We start from the raw sequence: 19062 nt of genomic DNA on the forward strand, positions 1-19062 counted from the left end.
TTGCTGTAGAACTGTGGAATCAATTTCAGCAAACCAAGGTCTAGCTTTCTTTAGATATGGTAATGCTGTTATTTGAATATCACCAGCACTGCGTCGAGGGTTTTTGAGGTTGCCTTTTTTGTCGGTTTTAGCATCCTTCTACGGCTCTCCACTTGCACTATTTTTACTGACAAAACAAGTTAATGGACAAGCTTCTGCTTTAGTCCTGATGTCGCAGTAGTCACTTTGGATATTTTGCTGGTTGTATTGAGCTATTCTGTCAGCCAAGCTCTAATTGTAAGTAGACTGGAGCATATCTAGCCAACTATCCATTTTATTGGACTGTCTAATATTAGGACGTAGCTTATATACATAATTTGTTAGCAAATATAAATCCCTCCTGTTGTTTCTTTTTTTGATTAAACAATAGCTATATACAAATAGCAAGTAAATACTTTAAGGTTATGGCTAAGTTTTCTCCAGATGAGTACAGGCACGAAAGCAACGCAGTTTCACTGCTAAATTATCACTTTGTCTTCATTCCTAAGCGGCGGAAAAAAGTCCTGGTAGGTGCTATTGCACCAGAGGTTACAGCAAATTATTTGCGAGTTGGTTATGGAGAATAGGTGGAAAATTATTACTATGGAGATTATGCCGGATCATGTCCATCTGTTTTTAAATGTGAAGCCAACCGATGATCCATCTAGCATTATGAGGAAAATCAAGGGGAGAGCATCTCATCATCTTAGGAAAGAATTTCCCGAACTTTTAAAAATACCTACGCTGTGGACACCAAGCTATTTTGTTAGTACCCCTGGGAATATCTGCACAGAAACGGTTAAGAAATATATTGAACAGCAACGCGATTAACGTCAATGCAGGATAAAGGAAAGCAACTAGCTTTCATCCCTTGTCTAAAGCACAGATTTAGCTGACTTAGGAAGCTACATCTTCAAGGGTTTTCGGCATTTCCCTTATAAAAATGGGATTGGTGCGGATCGAACGCACGGCCTAGCGCTTAGGAGGCGCTCGCTCTATCCAACTGAGCTACAACCCCAAGGATGACGTAAGTATTATAATAGCAGTATTTTTATTGCGATCGCCAACAATCATCCCAATCATCACCACCAACTTCTAACCCGCATAGATTACTACTTGCATTCAGGATAACCTGAGATTTGCCGCCATTAAGTTCTCGCAATTCTAAGTTTATTTCTCCTTGCATGGTATCTCGACAACAAAAAGTTAAACCATTAGTTGTAGGTGCGCGCAAGGGTGTACCGGGAAGATGGGTAGTTCCTGTCAGTTCAATTTCGTATTTGAGGTTTTTGGCTTGCATTTGCCATCTACCCCAGGGCTGAATTTGCCATGTTACCTCTGAGTTCCAGGGAACAAATTCATAAAACTTACCTTGGTGGTGGATACCAATCATCGCCACTGATTCCATCCACCATAATACACCACGTTTGCCGCCACCGGCTGTTAAAGCTAAGTCTGGTTGATTGATAAAGGCATTACAGTTTAGCCAAAACCATTTTTGGGGAAAAGCACCACCCCAATTTTTTTCTGAGTAAGCTGGGGCATTTGTGAACTCATAGATTTTACCATGCCAATCTATCCAACCGCTGGCTAAACCATGAGCCATTAAAATTTGCCAACCAGGTTCAAATATCTGAGAAAATGATAACCAACCGGCGGTTGATTGCTGAAGACTATTTTGATTTCCCCATGCGTATAGGGGTTGAATTGCATACTCCCATCGGCAATAATTACCATTGGTAGGATCTGTAATTATGCCTTGATTTAAGGTAGCTGTGGCTTGATAGCCTTCTGGGATATAGTAAGTAAATTCACGGGGAATAAGGTATAAAGGTGGAACTTGTAAGTTGGTTTTTCCCCAGTGTCCTAATCCTAAAACATCCCGACTCGCCCAGAACTTGTTGACATCAGGAAAAGTGCGACAGAGGTATTCATCATTTATGCCCAGAATTTGGGCCGCACCACCGCTGTAGGGCTGATTGCCAATGGGATCTTCGATGGAGTACATGAAGGCGATAGTTTGTCTAATTTCGGGCAATGTGACACGGTAATACCAGCCCTCAAAAAAACGGCGATCGCTCCCATCCCAATGATAGCCGCTATGGGGAGTTTGGGTGAAATTAAGGAGACTCTTGGGAATATTCAGCATAGGTTAGGTTTACATTATTTATTTATGGGTATTGGCAATTGGGAAACTTTGGATTAAAATGGGACGACAGGCAATCACTGAAATTCACTCCATATTCCTTATTTTAAGGGTCATCATCTGTAATTACTGAACAAGAAATGTCAATCAAAAATAAAAATTAGATCCTCGTATCACGAAAAGACATTCTATCAACCATACTCCACATTCCGCGATGGTACTTAGTCCTATTTTCAGGACAAAGTTTAGGTTGATAAGTCTCGGACTAACTCAAGCTAATGCTGTCCCACTTTTTATCGTTGAGTCTAAAATCCAACGGTTAGGAACTTTAGAGGGTATTTAACAAGTTTATGGCGAATACAAGATAGACTACGGCACGCCCCCGTAACGCTACTACACAGACAAATTTCACTTATTCCTTCAGTGCCGTAAGGGATACTTGGATCAATACAAAATCAAGGTTTTCAAACCTACGCAGGTAAGTTTAGCCTGTCAATACCTTGTCTATTTTTTGTAGGTCGGGTTGCGCTGTCGCTTAACCCGACGCATTTGTTGGGTTATGGCTAACGCCACGCTCCGCGAACGTGAACGTGCCTCAACCCAACCTACAAATCAAGACTTTTTTCAATTTGGACAAGGCATTGATTAAACAAATGTATTTAAGACTTACTCACTAACTGTTGTAATACTTCACAGTGTAGTAAAGTGTTTCTATTTGGGAATACTGATAAGAAACAGGGTTTGTTGTACAGTTGTATGTTATCTCTTTTAAACTATCTTTTTTTGTTCATAACTTACCTTAAGTGCAAGGAAAGGTATTGATTTACAAATTCATGTTTTTACAAGCCAAGCTAACAAAAAATACTTATGCTAGAGATAGGATTTGAGACTAATAGGGTCCGTATTCAGTTAGTAAAACTCCCACGCTTTATCTCTATATTTCTGATAATGGGAGATGTTTTTGGCCTATTTGTCTGTTTAGGAATTAGTTCTTACGAGACTCTGGATCATCCATTGACAGGATTTGATCCATTTGTATATGGATTCATAATACTGACTTTAACAGGAATGTATTTGTTAGATACATACCATCCAGAGAAAGAAATTGCTGGGTTACAAGCTCCGACTCGCATCCTGATTAGCAGTTTAATAGTTGCCATCATCACTTCCGTGTTAATTAATCTATCGGGAAACTGGGAACGTGATCCAGTGGGGATGCGGGGTATATTACTAGTTAACCTGGGAATCTTTACTATCTGGGCAATGATCTTAAGAATATGGGCATTTAATTGGTGGCGATCGCAAGCCCAACAAAGTCGTTGGTTAATGCTAGGAGCCAACAATCATGCCATAAAATTTGCCCAAATGTTCTTAACCCAAAATCCATTGGGGCGATTAGTGATCCTGACGGAAACTGGTCAACATATCCCTGAATTAGCAGAAATCGAACCCCAATTAAGTCATGAAGGATCTCTCAATGATTTATCATATTGGAGTCATCAACCCTTATCGGGAGTAGTAGTAGGAACTCAAATAAGTCTCTCTGATCAACAAGTGCAGAGTCTCATGCAACTCCGACTAAAAGGGATTCCCGTGTACCGTCTACCTGATATTTGGGAAACTCTATGCTACAAACTTCCCTCATCTCTACTTGAGGATGAGTGGTTTGCCTTTAGTAGTGGGTTTAACCTCGTATTTTGTGGTGACAGACTCAAAATCAAACGGGTTACGGATATAATCGTTACTGGTCTATTGTCTGTGCTGGTGTCGCCAATCATGATATTTGTAGGACTGATCATCAAATTAGATAGTCCAGTCCCAATTTTTTATAGTCAATTACGAACAGGATTGTATGGTAAACCATTTCGGGTTTACAAATTCCGTTCAATGTATCAAGACGCGGAAAAAAGAGGCGCACAATGGGCCAGTCAACGTGACCCCCGCATTACCAGAGTAGGATATTGGCTACGAGTTCTGCGAATTGATGAACTCCCCCAAATTTGGAATGTTTTGCGTGGAGAAATGAGTCTGATTGGTCCACGTCCAGAAAGGCCAGAGTTTGATGTCAAGCTCAAAGAAGCAATTCCTTATTACGAAATGCGTTATCTAGTCAAACCAGGAATTACTGGTTGGGCCCAAGTGCTTTATCCCTACGGATCTTCTCTAGAAGATGCCTATGAAAAACTGGCTTACGACCTTTACTACATCAAAAACTATTCCTTATGGTTGGATATAGTCATAGTCTTGAAAACCATCAGAGTTGTTTTATTAGGTAAAGGCAGATGAATCAAAAAGTCTTGGTGACAGGAGGTGCCGGCTATATTGGTTCCCACGTCGTGCGTCAACTAGGTGAGGCTGGCTATGATGTGGTTGTATATGACAATTGTTCTACAGGAGTAGCGCAAGCCGTACTTCATGGTCAGCTAATTGTTGGCGACTTAGGAGATATAGACCGCCTTTACCAAGTCTTTGGCAAATATCAATTTAGTGCAGTGCTGCATTTTGCCGCCAGTCTAGTTGTACCAGAATCCGTTGCCCAACCCCTTGATTACTACGCCAACAACACCCGGAATACTCTGAACTTACTGCGTTGCTGTAGTATCATGGGGGTTAACCAGTTGATATTTTCCAGTACAGCCGCAGTTTACGGCGAACCTAGAGAAAATCCCGTCACAGAGCTTACTCCTACCCTGCCCATTAACCCCTACGGTCGCTCCAAACTGATGAGCGAATGGATGATTCAAGACTACGGAATGGCATCTCGGCTGCGGTATGTAATTCTCCGTTATTTTAACGTTGCGGGAGCAGACCCTGGTGGTAGAATCGGACAAAACTCAAGCAATGCAACTCATTTAATTGCCAGTGCTTGTAATGCAGCCCTGAAACGCCAACCAGAATTCAAGATATTTGGCAATGATTTCCCCACCCCAGATGGGACAGGAATTAGAGATTATATCCATGTTGAAGACCTAGCCGCAGCCCATGTTGATGGGTTACGCTATCTAGAACAGGATGGTGAAAGTCAAATTCTTAATTGTGGCTATGGAAAAGGTTATAGTGTCAGACAAGTTGTGGAACGGGTCAAGATAATTGCTGGAGTAAATTTTCCCGTCATTGAAGTGGCGCGTCGTCCTGGAGATCCAGCCTGTGTTACCGCTGATGCAGAAAAAATCAAACAGGTATTGAATTGGCAACCCAAGTATAATAACCTAGATAATATCATCTCTAGCTTTCTCGCTTGGGAAAGAAGCAAAGTTTTACTGAGCAGAGTTTCATGAACCTATTCGATTAGACTTCCTGGGGTGCAACTGGGAAAACTCTTCAATTTGTCAAATAGTGAGAAAAGAGCATTGTTTACTGAGTTTTATGTTATCAAGTATAATTAAGCTGCCTAATAGGCGATCGCTATTTTACAAAAGTTAAACGCCCAAAACGTGGAATAATTGAAGTTTTTGTCCAAAAAGATGATCTACAATTTGTAAAGCGCGTAAGTCCTATACTTAGTATATTTTCTTAAATTAATTTATGTCCATTAACCAAGAAGACCAAGATTCCTCTATTGACATCCAACAATACTGGCTAATATTCAAAGGACGTTGGCCTATGGCATCAATCGTCTTTGCAGTTGTCTTCGGAGTCACAGCCCTTGTCACTTACTCAACAAAACCAGTTTACGAGTCAGAAGGGAAATTGGTTTTCACTAAAAAAAGTGGTGCTTCATCACTCACAAGTCTCTCCCAACAGATGGGAGAACTGGGCGCACTGACAAACCTCAGCAACCCAGTAGATACAGAATCCGAGATCATTCGTTCCTACCCCATTGTTAACAAAACTATTACCACCCTGAAGTTAACTGATGATCAAGGCAAACAGCTTTCCTTAGAAGTTTTTCTCAAAAAATTGAAGCTGAAAACTATCCGAGGTACGGATGTCATGCAGCTTTCTTACAGGAGTACAAATCCCCAGGAAGCAGCCAAGGTGGTAAATTCCATCATGAAATATTACCTAGAGAGTAATGTTCGCACCAATCGTACAGAAGCTAGATCAGCGCGAGAATTTTTATCTAAGCAATTACCAGAGGTTGAGAAACGAGTTACAAAAGCAGAAATGAACCTGCGTAGGTTTAAAGAAAACAATCGAGTAGTCGCTCTGGATGTAGAAGCCAAAACCGGCTTAGAATCTCTAGGAAAATTAGATGAAGCAATTACAAAAAGCCAAGGGGAATTAGCGGCGGTCTTGACTCGTTCTGTAGCCTTACAGAATGAAATGAAATTGGGTACGCAACAGGCTGTTGATCTCAGTAGTTTAAGTCAATCCCCTGGTGTACAACAGGTACTTACAGAATACCAAAAAACACAATCTGAACTAGCAATAGCACGAAGTCTTTACACCAATGACAATCCAAAAGTCGTGGATTTAGTCATGAAAGAGGCATCCCTGAAAAACGTACTCAAAGAGCGAGTTGCCCAGACCGTTGGTAGTTCCGAATCCCTACCCAAACAGAACTTGCACATAGGAGAACTCAAACAATCACTAACTCAAGACCTTGTCAAATCAGAGGTAGAAAGGTTAGCATTAACAAAACAAGTAGAGGAACTGCAAAGGGTATTTATAGTTAACAGAAGACGTTTGGATAGTTTGCCTCGCCTGGAACAACAACAACTACAGCTACAGCGGCAGTTAACCGTAGCACAACTCACCTATCAAGAACTCCTCAAGCAATTCCAGTTCATTGAAGTATTGGAGAATCAGAATGTCGGTAATTCACGGATTATATCTGAGGCTTTAGTTCCTGAGCGTCCCGTTTCTCCCAAGATACCCCTCAACTTAGCACTAGGCGGATTTTTAGGAATTATTTTGGGTGCAGGAACAGCCTTGGTGTTGGAATCCATGAATCAATCCCTCAAAAATATTGAAGAAGCCAATCGGCTGTTGGGCTTTCCTTTACTGGGGACAATTCCCCTATATATTGGAAAAAATCCCAAGAATCCCCAGGAAGGTCGGCAAGAGTTGCCTGTGTTGAATAACCCCTATTCACCAGTCAGTACATCCTTTGAAATGCTCCAGACTAACCTGGGATTCACCCTATCTGACAAAGAATTACGGGTAATTTTGCTGACTAGTTCCATACCTGGAGAGGGTAAATCTTTCGTAGCGGCAAATTTAGCGTTAGCAGCCGCCGCCCAGCCAGGACGAAGAGTGCTATTAGTGGATGCCGATATGCGTCGTCCCCGTCAACAAAGCATTTGGGAAATACATAATTTATTGGGACTAAGCAATGTCCTAGCTGGTCAGGTGCAGTTAAAAAATGCTGTCCAGGAAGTATCTCCCCAAGTGCATATATTACCAGCAGGAAGAACTCCACCCAGCCCAGTCACACTTTTGGATTCCCAGCGCATGGCTGACTTAATTGAAGAAGCAAGGCGTGAATATGATTTTATAATTATTGACACGCCACCATTAACTGCTGTCACTGATCCAATGATAGTTGGCAAGTACGTAGATGGGTTATTGCTGGTTGTTCGACCTGGATTTGTGGAATATTCAGCGGTAAAATCTGCGAAGTCATTACTTGAGCAGGCGAGAGTGCCTACTCTGGGAATGGTCGTCAATGGTATTAGTGAGGAAAATGGTTATGGTGGTTATTATAAGTATAAGGATTATTACGGCGAAAAAGTAGTAAGTAAGGAGAAGCGATCGCAAGCTAATGTGCGGTAAGGCTTGCCCCTTGCCATAACGACGGTTTTCAATGCTAACCTACTTAGTACCCCTGAAAAACAACTTGAATTATCTGTGTTTTAGGAGTTGAGCTTTGATGGTCTTTTGATCTCGGTTCCTCCCTCGCAACCTCCTCGTAATTGGGAAGGCCGGAGCAGGGGAAAGCTATGTCTAATTATGGTGTAACCCTCGAAACAATATCTGAGATCGCCAACCAATACTGATAGAAAAAACCGATATTCTGCCTGCATTGGCAGGAATAGAGTTAAAATTAACTGTTGATCATGTATTTGGCTGGTTGAAAATGGCTTAACTAAGCAATATATTGGATAAGATAAGAATCTTAGAGACTTCCAATAAAAAAATATCCCAAAATTTCTTGTAGTGCAGGCATCTTGCCTGCTAATAATACAAGCAGTTCATCTTTTTTGTGGAGTTCTCTTAGAGGATGTTTGAAAAGGGTAACTTATTTTTTGGTGTTCCCTTAAACGATTTCCACAGTCGGCTACCCCAATCATAAATATATGACCATCAGTGCCGTAAAAGATATTACAAAAGATATTACATTAGAAAAGTTCTTAATGATGCCGGAGACCAAGCCTGCATTAGAGTTCTTGGATGGAAATATTATTCAAAAACCTATCCCTAAAGGAAGACACAGTTGTTTACAGTACGAATTATGTAATGGAATTAATCAGATTACAAAAAAGGGGAAGTTAGCTTATGCTTTCCCTGAATTGAGGTGTAGTTTTGGTAATCGTTCAATTGTTCCTGATATAGCAGTTTTTACATGGGAACATATCCCTTTCCTTAGCAGTGGAGAAGTCCCAGATAGATTTGAACAGTCTCCCGATTGGGTAATTGAGATTCTTTCTCCTGAACAGAAATCAAATAAAGTGATTGGCAATATCTTGTATTGTATAGAGCATGGATGTAAATTAGGATGGTTTCTTGATCCTGATGATTTAAGTATTCTAGTATTTTTGTGCGATCGCCAACCAATACTAATGGAAAAAACCGATATTCTGCCTGCATTGGCAGGAATAGAGTTAAAATTAACTGTTGATCATGTATTTGGCTGGTTGAAAATGGCTTAACTAAGCAATATATTGGATAAGATAAGAATCTTAGAGACTTCCAATAAAAAAATATCCCAAAATTCCTTGTAGTGCAGGCATCTTGCCTGCTAATAATACAAGCAGTTCATCTTTTTTGTGGAGTTCTCTTAGAGGATGTTTGAAAAGGGGGCGTTGCTGAATCGAGGTATGAAATTTCCAAATTGAACCTTTAAAAATCTTACGTTTGCGCCTTTGCGTGAGACTGAAATTCATACCCTTAATCAGCAACGCCGAAAAGCGTAACTTATTTTTTGGTGTTCCCTTAAACGATTTCCACAGTCGGCTACCCCAATCATAAATATATGACCATCAGTGCCGTAAAAGATATTACAAAAGATATTACATTAGAAAAGTTCTTAATGATGCCGGAGACCAAGCCTGCGTCAGAGTTCTTGGCTGGAGATATTATTCAAAAACCCATGCCTAAAGGAAGACACAGCCGACTGCAAGGGAAACTTAGCAGCGAAATTAATTTGGTGAGTGAATCTGAAAAAATTGCCTATGCTTTTCCTGAACTCAGGTGTAGCTTTGGTAATCGTTCAATTGTTCCTGATATAGCAGTTTTCACATGGGAACATATTCCTTTCCTTAGCAGTGGAGAAGTCCCAGATAGATTTGAACAGTCTCCCGATTGGGTAATTGAGATTCTCTCTCCTGAACAGAAATCAAATAAAGTGATTGGCAATATCTTGTATTGTATGGAGCATGGATGTAAATTAGGATGGTTTCTTGATCCTGATGATTTAAGTATTCTAGTATTTTTGTGCGATCGCCAACCAATACTGATGGAAAAAACCGATGTTCTGCCTGTATTGGCAGGAGTAGAGTTAAAATTAACTGTTGATGATGTATTTGGCTGGTTGAGAATGGCTTAATCAAGCAATACCTTAGAGAAGTTATCTCCTCGCTACCAATGTTAAATTAGTCCCTATGGGGATGCCATCGCAGGATAGTATGACTGAATCAACATTGCCTAAACTAAATAACCCACAGATAGATAGTTTATCACCAGATTTTGTTAAGCCGCCGACACAAGACGAATTACTCTACGATGATGGCATTCCCATGGAGACTTACCGCCATAAACTGCAAATGGATTTACTAGTTGATCCTTTGTCATATTGGCTACGCGATCGCAATGCCTTTGTGGGCGGAAATATGTTTGTTTATTTTAGCCCCCATCAATTAAAAAATCACGATTTTCGCGGTCCAGATATGTTTGCCGTGCTAGATGTTCCCAAAGGTGAGCGTAAATGCTGGGTAACTTGGGAAGAGGGTAAAAGTCCAGATGTAGTAGTAGAGTTACTGTCTGCAAGCACCGCGTCGCGGGATAAAACAGAGAAAAAAGAAATTTACCAAAAACGGCTGCGAGTACCAGAGTATTTCTGGTTTGATCCCTTTAATCCCAGTGATTTTGCTGGGTTTAGTATGGGCAGTGATGGTTATGAACCGATAATTCCCGATGCCCAAAATAGACTGGTTAGTAAGCAGTTAGGGTTAGCCTTAGTGCAGTGGTCGGGGGTGTTTGGCTATGCCGATACTGTTTGGTGTCGGTGGGCAACTTTGGATGGGGTTCTTTTACCTACGGAGCATGAACTGGCTCAGGAAGCACAACAGCAAGCTCAGGAAGCACAACAGCAAGCTCAGGAAGCACAACAGCAAGCTCAAGAAGCACAACAGCAAGCTCAAGAGGCACAACAAAGAGCAGAGGGAGCAGAATTATTACTAGCACAAGAACAACAGAGAATGGAAAAGTTGCTGGCACAATTACGGGCAAAGGGAATAAATCCCCATGAATTCTAGTAGAATCGAAAAAACTATCAAGATTTTCTCTAAAATCACCATTGGCAAAATCTAGAATGAAATAACCCGGCATACAAACCATACTCCCCAAATAGCAAAATCATGTCTTATAATCAGTACAAAAATATTGCCCAAGTCTTAGAGGATTTTCCTTTAACTTATCAAGAAGAGAATTTCATCCAAGAAAATCCCTTAGAGATTGATGATTACTTTCGTAATCGTTTTGAATTGGTTTTACGGGAAGGAGTTGTATTTAACTCAGAGTATGCCATTTGTGAAGGAGTTATTTTCCCTATTTTAATTGAAATTTGGCAAAAGTATAAAGATAAGTTATTAATATGGAGTCATCAGCCATTAAATTTTGATGAAAGACTATCAGGTATCCCTGATTATATTGTTGCTAAAAGATCGCCTAGAGGTAAAATTGTTTTTGATTCTCCTTATTTAATATTAGTAGAAGCTAAAAAAGACAACTTTGAGGAAGGTTGGGGACAATGTTTAGCCGAATTAATTGCTGCTCAGAAGCTAAATAATCAACCGGAACAATTATTATATGGTATTGTTTCTAATGGTAAAATATGGGAATTTGGACAACTGCGAGAACAGAATTTTATTCAAAATATCCAAGAGTATAGTATATCTAATTTAGATAAATTATTTGCCGGACTTAACTTCGTTTTTGGACAAGGTTAGTTTTAGTTAGTTCTTTATGCTAGAAAATATGCCCAAAATGAAAATTGGCTCATGCTAAGTAAATTAAATTTCAAAAAAAAGTTGTCATTTCTTAAATCAAGTGATAAACTAAGAGGAATTATTGCAAATACAGGTTGGTTATTTGCAGACCGCATCCTTCGCATGGGTGTGGGGTTATTTGTGGGGGTTTGGGTCGCTCGCTACTTAGGAGTACAACAGTTTGGGGTTTTTAACTACGCTACTGCTTTTGTAGCTTTATTTAGTACCCTTTCAACCCTCGGTTTAGATGCCATAGTAGTCCGTTCTATTGTGCGTGAGCCTGAGAAGAGAGCGGAAATTTTAGGGACAGCTTTCTGGCTCAAATTGCTTGGTGGGATTGCAGCTTTAGTATTAGCTGTTAGCTGTATTATGGTGGTACGTCATGATGACAGCTTGACTATTTCTCTGGTGGCGATTTTGTCATCTGTAGGGATTTTTCAAGCTTTTGACACAATTGATCTATGGTTTCAATCTCAAGTACAGTCAAAATATACTGTAATTGCTAAAAATACAGCTTTTGTTGTTATTACCTTAGTAAAAGTTATTCTCATCAGCATTCATGCTCCATTAATTGCTTTCGCTTGGGCGGCATTAGGAGAGATAGGTTTAGGTGCGATCGGTTTGATCATATCCTACAGAGTTAGGGGTTATTCACCTTGGTTGTGGCCTTGGAGTCTGCCATTAGCTAAGACGCTTCTCAAGGAAAGTTGGCCTTTGATCTTGTCTGGTGTAACTATCATGATTTACATGAGAATTGACCAGATCATGCTAGGACAAATGGTTGGTGACAAAGCTGTAGGTCTTTATTCAGCTGCAACTCGTATTTCTGAGGTTTGGTATTTTATTCCTACAGCTATAGTTTCTTCAGTTGCGCCCACAATTTATGCTGCTAAAGAGGTAAGTGAAGCACTATATTATCAACGAATAAAACAGTTGATCAGAATGCTAGTGTTGATTTCTCTTGTAATTTCTGTGCCGATGTCTTTGATGTCTTTTAAACTAATTACAATACTTTTTGGTAATGGTTACGCCGAAGCTGGAAAGATATTAGCAATTCATATTTGGGCTTCTTTATTTGTATTTATGGGGGTAGCCACATCACCTTGGTTTATAGCGGAAGGTTTAACTGAGTTTTCATTTCATCGAACTCTGATTGGGGCGGTTGTAAACGTTGTGCTAAACTTTCTTTTAATTCCCAGTTATGGTGGTATTGGTGCTGCGATCGCTACTGTTATTTCTCAAGCATTTGCTGCTTTTTTTAGTAATGCCACTCATCCAAAAACCAGAAAATTATTTTATCTTCAGATTAAGTGCCTTATACCTTTTGGTTAGTTTAAAAACACTGATAGAAACTGATAGAATAGGAAGCATTAGGAAGCATTACAAGATTTTTTTCTAATATTTAGGAGTGAACAATCGTGTTTAGAAGCAATGGAAATTTTACATTTTGGAATTGTGTATTTTCTATTTGGGCTTATGTATTCTCTTCACCTTACTTCAGAAAACTAAATACACTGCTTTTTTATTTATCGTTAAGAGGGCTTGGTGTACTCAACTACGAAACAAAATATTTGTCTGGAGAACTGAATTGGTTAAAAAAATACTTGTCAATATTTAAAGAACCTGTGATATTTGATGTTGGTGCTAATGTTGGGAATTACTCAAATGATATTTTGAAGATGTTTCCACACTCGAAAATCTATGCTTTTGAGCCTCATCCTCAAAACTTTGTAAAATTAGAAAAATTAGTTGGTGAAAGTGCTAGTGTATTCAAAAATGCTGTAGGCGATAAGTTTGAACAAATCAAATTGTATGACTATGAGGAGAGAGATGGTAGTTGTCATGCATCAATTTACCAAGGGGTAATTGAAGATATCCATCATAAAAAATCTGTTTCTCACACTGTTGATGTTGTTATGCTTGACCATTTTTGCCTAGAAAACAACGTTCACTCAATTGACTTGCTTAAAATAGATACAGAAGGCAATGAATTAAAATGTCTAATGGGAGCAAGGCAATTACTACGAGATGGCAAGATAAATGCAGTTCAGTTTGAGTTCAATGAAATGAACATTATTAGTCACTCGACATTTAAAGACTTTTGGGACTTACTTGACAATTTTGACTTTTATAGACTTTTACCTGGTGGTAAGCTATTGCCAATCAGAAAATATAGCCCTGTTATTTGTGAAATATATGCGTATCAGAATATTGTCGCTCTGAAACGATCTTAGCCTAAAGTAGAGTTTCTAGAGCGAATTTAAGTTAACCTAATTTACCAGCCGCTTTTATATGAAAACTCCAGTTGCATTTATTATATTTAACCGTCCTGATACAACCAAAAGAGTATTTGAAGCAATTCGTCAGGCTAAACCTTCCAAGCTTTTGGTAATTGCAGATGGACCCCGTGCGGACCGTCCGGGAGAAGCAGAAAAATGTGCTGCTGCAAGGGCGATTATTGACAGTGTGGATTGGGAATGTGAGGTATTGACTAATTATTCCGATACAAATCTTGGGTGTGAAAAAAGACCACCTACAGGAATTACATGGGTATTTGAACAGGTAGAGGAAGCTATTATTCTTGAAGATGATTGTTTACCTCACCCTAGTTTTTTTCCTTTCTGTGAGGAACTTTTAGATCGCTATCGAGACGATAACAGGGTTGCTGTTATTTCTGGAAATAATCTAATTGGACACAAAACCAGCCCATATAGTTATTACTTTTCAAAATATCCATATATTTGGGGTTGGGCAACTTGGAAAAGAGCATGGAGGTATTATGATCTAGAGACGAGCTTGTGGACAGAAATTAAAAATGGCAGTTGGCTGGAAAATATTCTGCCAAGTAAGAAATCGGTAAAATACTGGGAAAAAATATTCCAAAATACTTATGATGGAAAAGCTGAAACATGGGACTACCAGTGGACATTTGCTTGTTTAATCAACAACTTTCTTAGCATCACACCTAATGTGAACCTTATATCCAATATCGGATTCGGTGAATCTGCTACACACACTAAAAATAGTGATGATAAACTTTCTAATCTTTCCGTTGAGGAAGTTAATTTTCCCTTAGTACATCCGCCTTTTATGATCAACGATAAAAAAGCTGATATTCTGGCAGATGACACTGTATTTTCTACGCCATTAATTGACAGGGTAAAGCGAAAAATAAAAAAAATGATTTCCAAGTGAAACGCATCTGAATAAATAAGAATCGGGTGAAGGGAAGCAGGGGGAGCAGGCGAAATTTTTCTATTCGACTATTACGGATCGGAATCTTTTTATGAGAAATTACAGGAATTTGACTGGCACTGAAACTGAATTGTTTTATGCTCTTCTGGATTCTGTACATCTAATAATAGATAAAAGCCTTTCACACCGATCATTTCCCTTACCAAACATTCAATTAAGGATTTTTTAGCAAATGAGAATTTTGTGTCAAGATATTAATAGTCAAATTTTAGACTTGCAAGAATTAAATTATCTAAGTTCTTTCTCTGGAAAGGACTTAAAAATTGAAGATGTTTGGAAGCTAATGGATGAAGCATGGGATGATTGTTCGGCTGGTTATCGACAAGACGATGAGCTTGCGGTTTCATTGTTTTACGCATCCCCTGTATGGCTTCTTAATGGCATATTTACTGAATGTGATTCCGTTTCTAAACAACACAGAGAATCTATTTCTCAATGGGTTGCGAAAATCGAACCTCACTTAGTTGTGGATTTTGGCGGTGGATATGGTTCTCTAGCGAGAAAAATTGCTGCGATGTGCCTAAAAGCGGAAGTTAAGATTGTTGAACCATATCCCAAGAAAATTTCAAAACATCTAGCAGAACCTTATAAGAACTTAGAATACATACCCAAACTTCCTGAATCTGCGGATGTTATAATTGCACAGGATGTGTTAGAGCATGTATCAGATCCATTAAATGTTTTTTCTCAATTGTTAGACTCGACTAAAGTTGGTGGGTATGTTATTACAGCAAATTGCTTCTACCCTGTTATCAAATGCCATTTGCCTCATGTCTTTCACTTTCGGTATAGCTTTCGATTCATTGCTCCTATGCTGGGATGTGATTATATAGGAACAGTAACTGGTGCTAATCACGCTCAAATTTTTAGAAAAAATGATCGACAAAAAAAATGGAGACAAACAAGAATCTTTGAAAAAATGTCTTATTTTATATTCCCTATTTGTGAAGTATCTAAGTCTATACTAAAACCTGTTTTCGGTCGAATTAGACACAATTAAAAAGCTTTTTAAGGTCAATGAACCCACTACTAATTAGCAGCAGTGATATTAGCGGAGGTGCTGCCCGTGCCGCTTATCGTTTACACCGAGGGTTGCAAAATATTGGTGTAGATTCCCAAATGCTTGTACAAAATAAGCAAAGTGATGATTATACAGTAACTGCTCCAGTCAGCAAACTAAGTAAAGGTATTGGCAAATTAAAACCCACTCTCGATAGTCTGCCATTACAACTTTATCCGCAGCGCGATCGCTCTACCTATTCCGTTCAATGGCTACCAGATAACTTAGCCGCACAAGTAGCTCAAATCAATCCTGATGTGATTAATTTACACTGGATTAATGGTGGCTATCTAAAAATAGAGACTATTGCTAAATTCAAAAAACCCATAGTTTGGACACTCCATGATATGTGGACATTTACAGGAGGATGTCACTACAACGGAGATTGTATGAATTACACAAACTCCTGCGGGGCTTGTCCTCAACTGCACAGCAATAAAGAAAAAGACTTATCGCGCTGGATTTGGCAACGTAAAGCCAATGCGTGGAAAAACTTAAATTTAACTATAGTTACTCCAAGTCATTGGCTGGCTAAATGTGCAGCTTCTAGCTCTTTACTAAAAGATACAAGAATTGAGGTTATTCCTAATGGACTGGATACGAAACAGTATAAACCAATTGAAAAATATGTAGCACGGTCTATTCTCGGTTTACCTGAAGATAAGCAACTAATTCTATTTGGTGCTGTGAGTGCAACTAGCGATCCCAGAAAAGGGTTTAATTTTCTACAATCAGCCTTACAAAATCTCAGTCAATCAGGGTGGAGAGAGCGACTAGAACTAGTTGTATTTGGATCTTCTCAACCTAAAAACCCTACTAAACTTGGCTTTAAATCACATTATTTAGGTAGATTAAATGATGATATTTCTCTATCCTTAGTCTATGCAGCCGCGGATGTATTTCTTGCTCCTTCTGTGCAAGATAATTTACCAAACACAGTTATGGAGTCTTTAGCTTGCGGTACTCCTTGCGTAGCTTTTGATATTGGCGGTATGTGTGATATGATAGAGCATCAACAGAATGGCTATTTAGCCAAACCCTTTAATACAGATGACTTAGCCAAAGGAATTGTATGGGTATTGGAGGATGAGGAAAGATTACGAAAGTTAGGAAGTAATAGTCGTGAAAAAGTTGAGCAGAACTTTACTTTAGAAATCCAAGCTAGGAAGTATCTATCAATATATGATTCATGTCTTGAATCTCTATAAATAAATTTTCCAATCTCTAAGAGAACTCCAGAAAATCATTGATCCAGCGGGAGCATTTCAATTTGGAATGAGTGTAAATACTTATGACTCCCGGTTCGCTCATTTTTTTGGAGTTCGAGAAATTGCCAAAAAAACAATAAATCTAGGTGTCGTAATGGTTTTAGCGATTTCCCAAAATTTAGCTTGAACTACCACACCCGGTGCTAAAACTCTATTTTTATGCGATCGCATAAATTCTGTAGGGTAGTATACTCAACACGGCTTAATTACTTGATTTTATGGGTAGGGGTTTAGCACTGCTAAACCCCTACAAATCTGGGGTTTTCGTGATTTTACAAAAGTCCATATCTCAACCGTATAAACATCGTCAACGAATTCCTAACTATTCTACATATCAGAAATTAGGTATTCCTATTGGTTCTGGATCTGTTGAATCAAAAATTAAACAGATTGGTGCCAGAGTCAAGATTAGTGGCGCAATCTGGAAACGGCAAAATGTTCCTCGGATTCTCCGAGTTCGTTGTGCTTATCTTAACAATTCATCCTGCTTGAGTATTTATAGTCTAAAATTGAAATATTTATGAAATCTTTGGATAGTAAAAAAAGTGAAAGCTACTTACATTTTATTAATTCTCTACAACTTAATATTAATTTTGTAAATATTGAATCCGCTAGTGTTCGTAGTGTTGAATCTATGACTGGTTGGCGCGGTATTGAGACATTAGTTTGTTTGAATGATGGCGGTGAAATTTATGATGTAGATATCCGTTATGCTTGGAAAGCAGATATATTTAAACAGTATCTCTTTGATAATAAGTGGAGTGAAGATATTCTTTTAACGGCTTCTAAAAATAAAGTAAATAGATTTAAAGTGATTATTTATCTATGTGATACTTCAATAAATCTAGATTTTGAAAAGCATTGTGAATCTGTTCCTAAAAGATTCTTAGTAGGAAAGTATTGGCAAAGAATTGATCATGTATACTTGCAATTACCAACTTCACATCCATTTATAATTCCAGATCATGCTGCGGAACAAGAACGGATAGGTTATTCAACAACCTGCTTATTGACTAAGGATCATCCTAATGTAACTACAGAAACAGTTAGTGAAAATAATAATGGCATTTTGTTTTTATCACATAACACTCAACTTTCAAGTGAAGGTGGCTTAAGGAATAAAGGATTTTTGAAACCTTCTAGCCGTGAGTTACCTTTAGTTTCTGTAATTACTGTGGTGTTTAATGGAGAAAGGTATATAGAACAAACTATCCAGTCGGTAATCAATCAATCTTATCCCAATGTTGAATATATAATAATTGACGGTGGTTCTACCGATGAAACTATTAATATAATACGCAAGTATGATGATCAAATAAATTATTGGATTAGTGAGCCAGACAACGGAATTTACAATGCAATGAACAAGGCATTATCTATTGCCGCTGGAGATTGGATTTTCTTTCTTGGTTCTGATGATATTTTATTTGATACTGAGGTAATTAATAAATTTATTTTTTGTCAAAAAGATATAGATGTTGACATTATTTTTGGCAATGTTATATTTAGCAATAACTATTATTTTAAATCTAAGTTAAATTACAAGATACTGGTGGGGAATACATTGCATCACCAATCATGTTTTTACCGTAAATATTTATTTAATGATTTCCGTTATCAAGATAGATATAAAATTGGTGCAGATTATGAGTTGAATTTAAAAATATACACCCAAAATGGCAGCTACAAATATATAAACAGTCCTGTTTCTATATTTAGATATGAAGGAGAAAGTTCTAGAAATAGAGATTTGGGGATTAAAGAGATGAATAATATTAGAAGCAAGTATGTTAACTATGTAGTTAATACAATTATGAGTTTAATTTTGAAAATTAGGGGCATAATTGCAAATCAGCAAATGAGTAAGCTAAATAGGTAGGAATTTAAGCAAGTATTTATACACTTATATTATAAACTGAAAACACTGATCAGGTATAGTTATAG

Annotated in this window: 15 protein-coding genes, 1 tRNA gene and 2 pseudogenes; 15 read left to right on the forward strand and 3 right to left on the reverse strand. The window is 38.4% G+C overall.

The features are described from left to right. Nucleotides 1-443 precede the first annotated feature (443 nt). Nucleotides 444-849 (forward strand): annotated as a pseudogene (gene tnpA / locus CA730_RS04985) (IS200/IS605 family transposase). A gap of 113 nt (nucleotides 850-962) precedes the next feature. Here the strand turns inward: tnpA and CA730_RS04990 are convergent. Together CA730_RS04990 and CA730_RS04995 are read right to left on the reverse strand one after the other, a co-directional pair. Further along, nucleotides 963-1036 (reverse strand) — tRNA-Arg (locus CA730_RS04990). 33 nt (nucleotides 1037-1069) lie between these two features. After that, nucleotides 1070-2167 carry a tocopherol cyclase family protein gene (locus CA730_RS04995; protein ID WP_096664725.1) on the reverse strand — a complete coding sequence of 366 codons (1098 nt, stop codon included), beginning with the start codon at nucleotides 2165-2167 and terminating at the stop codon, nucleotides 1070-1072. Between the two features lie 864 nt (nucleotides 2168-3031). Between CA730_RS04995 and CA730_RS05000 the strand changes: the two genes are divergently transcribed. The 12 genes from CA730_RS05000 (at nucleotide 3032) to CA730_RS05060 (ending at nucleotide 17058) form a co-directional block, all read left to right on the forward strand. Continuing rightward, the gene (locus CA730_RS05000; protein ID WP_172891157.1) at nucleotides 3032-4450 is read left to right on the forward strand and encodes a sugar transferase; all 1419 of its coding nucleotides are present in this window, start codon (nucleotides 3032-3034) and stop codon (nucleotides 4448-4450) included. Then, complete coding sequence (galE, locus tag CA730_RS05005; RefSeq protein ID WP_096664731.1) at nucleotides 4447-5442, forward strand: UDP-glucose 4-epimerase GalE; 996 nt, start codon at nucleotides 4447-4449, stop codon at nucleotides 5440-5442. The genes CA730_RS05000 and galE overlap by 4 nt, the downstream gene beginning before the upstream one ends. 247 nt (nucleotides 5443-5689) lie before the next feature. Further along, on the forward strand, nucleotides 5690-7882 hold the full coding sequence (locus tag CA730_RS05010) for a GumC family protein (RefSeq protein WP_096664734.1): 2193 nt from the start codon (nucleotides 5690-5692) through the stop codon (nucleotides 7880-7882). Between the two features lie 524 nt (nucleotides 7883-8406). Next, nucleotides 8407-8979 (forward strand): Uma2 family endonuclease, encoded by a 573-nt coding sequence (locus tag CA730_RS05015; RefSeq protein WP_096664737.1) that lies wholly within the window; start codon nucleotides 8407-8409, stop codon nucleotides 8977-8979. A 323-nt stretch (nucleotides 8980-9302) separates the two neighbouring features. Continuing rightward, a complete protein-coding gene (locus CA730_RS05025) occupies nucleotides 9303-9875 on the forward strand; it encodes a Uma2 family endonuclease (RefSeq protein WP_096664743.1) in 573 nt (190 codons plus the stop codon). A 79-nt stretch (nucleotides 9876-9954) separates the two neighbouring features. Beyond that, a complete protein-coding gene (locus tag CA730_RS05030; RefSeq protein WP_096664747.1) occupies nucleotides 9955-10803 on the forward strand; it encodes a Uma2 family endonuclease in 849 nt (282 codons plus the stop codon). Nucleotides 10804-10905: 102 nt separating this feature from the next. After that, complete coding sequence (locus CA730_RS05035) at nucleotides 10906-11496, forward strand: hypothetical protein (RefSeq protein WP_096664750.1); 591 nt, start codon at nucleotides 10906-10908, stop codon at nucleotides 11494-11496. A 51-nt stretch (nucleotides 11497-11547) separates the two neighbouring features. After that, nucleotides 11548-12867: a flippase gene (locus CA730_RS05040; protein ID WP_096664753.1), complete on the forward strand. Its 1320-nt coding sequence runs from the start codon at nucleotides 11548-11550 to the stop codon at nucleotides 12865-12867. An 86-nt stretch (nucleotides 12868-12953) separates the two neighbouring features. Beyond that, nucleotides 12954-13769, forward strand: coding sequence for an FkbM family methyltransferase (locus CA730_RS05045; RefSeq protein WP_197705500.1), 816 nt, complete (start codon nucleotides 12954-12956; stop codon nucleotides 13767-13769). A gap of 58 nt (nucleotides 13770-13827) precedes the next feature. Further along, nucleotides 13828-14730 (forward strand): HAD family hydrolase, encoded by a 903-nt coding sequence (locus CA730_RS05050; protein WP_096664756.1) that lies wholly within the window; start codon nucleotides 13828-13830, stop codon nucleotides 14728-14730. A 232-nt stretch (nucleotides 14731-14962) separates the two neighbouring features. Further along, nucleotides 14963-15790, forward strand: a complete 828-nt coding sequence (locus CA730_RS05055; protein ID WP_096664759.1) for a class I SAM-dependent methyltransferase — start codon at nucleotides 14963-14965, stop codon at nucleotides 15788-15790. 17 nt (nucleotides 15791-15807) lie between these two features. Beyond that, complete coding sequence (locus tag CA730_RS05060) at nucleotides 15808-17058, forward strand: glycosyltransferase family 4 protein (RefSeq protein WP_096664762.1); 1251 nt, start codon at nucleotides 15808-15810, stop codon at nucleotides 17056-17058. A 99-nt stretch (nucleotides 17059-17157) separates the two neighbouring features. Here CA730_RS05060 and CA730_RS25965 read toward each other — a convergent pair whose 3' ends face one another. After that, nucleotides 17158-17289, reverse strand: a complete 132-nt coding sequence (locus CA730_RS25965) for a hypothetical protein (protein WP_269076498.1) — start codon at nucleotides 17287-17289, stop codon at nucleotides 17158-17160. A 128-nt stretch (nucleotides 17290-17417) separates the two neighbouring features. Between CA730_RS25965 and CA730_RS05065 the strand changes: the two are divergent. Beyond that, a pseudogene (locus tag CA730_RS05065) lies at nucleotides 17418-17642 on the forward strand (ISKra4 family transposase); the annotation flags it as partial. Continuing rightward, a complete protein-coding gene (locus CA730_RS05070) occupies nucleotides 17639-18997 on the forward strand; it encodes a glycosyltransferase family 2 protein (RefSeq protein ID WP_096664764.1) in 1359 nt (452 codons plus the stop codon). The pseudogene CA730_RS05065 and the gene CA730_RS05070, both read left to right, overlap by 4 nt. Nucleotides 18998-19062: the final 65 nt, after the last annotated feature.

Source organism: Dolichospermum compactum NIES-806 (genome assembly GCF_002368115.1).
Lineage (GTDB): Bacteria > Cyanobacteriota > Cyanobacteriia > Cyanobacteriales > Nostocaceae > Dolichospermum > Dolichospermum compactum.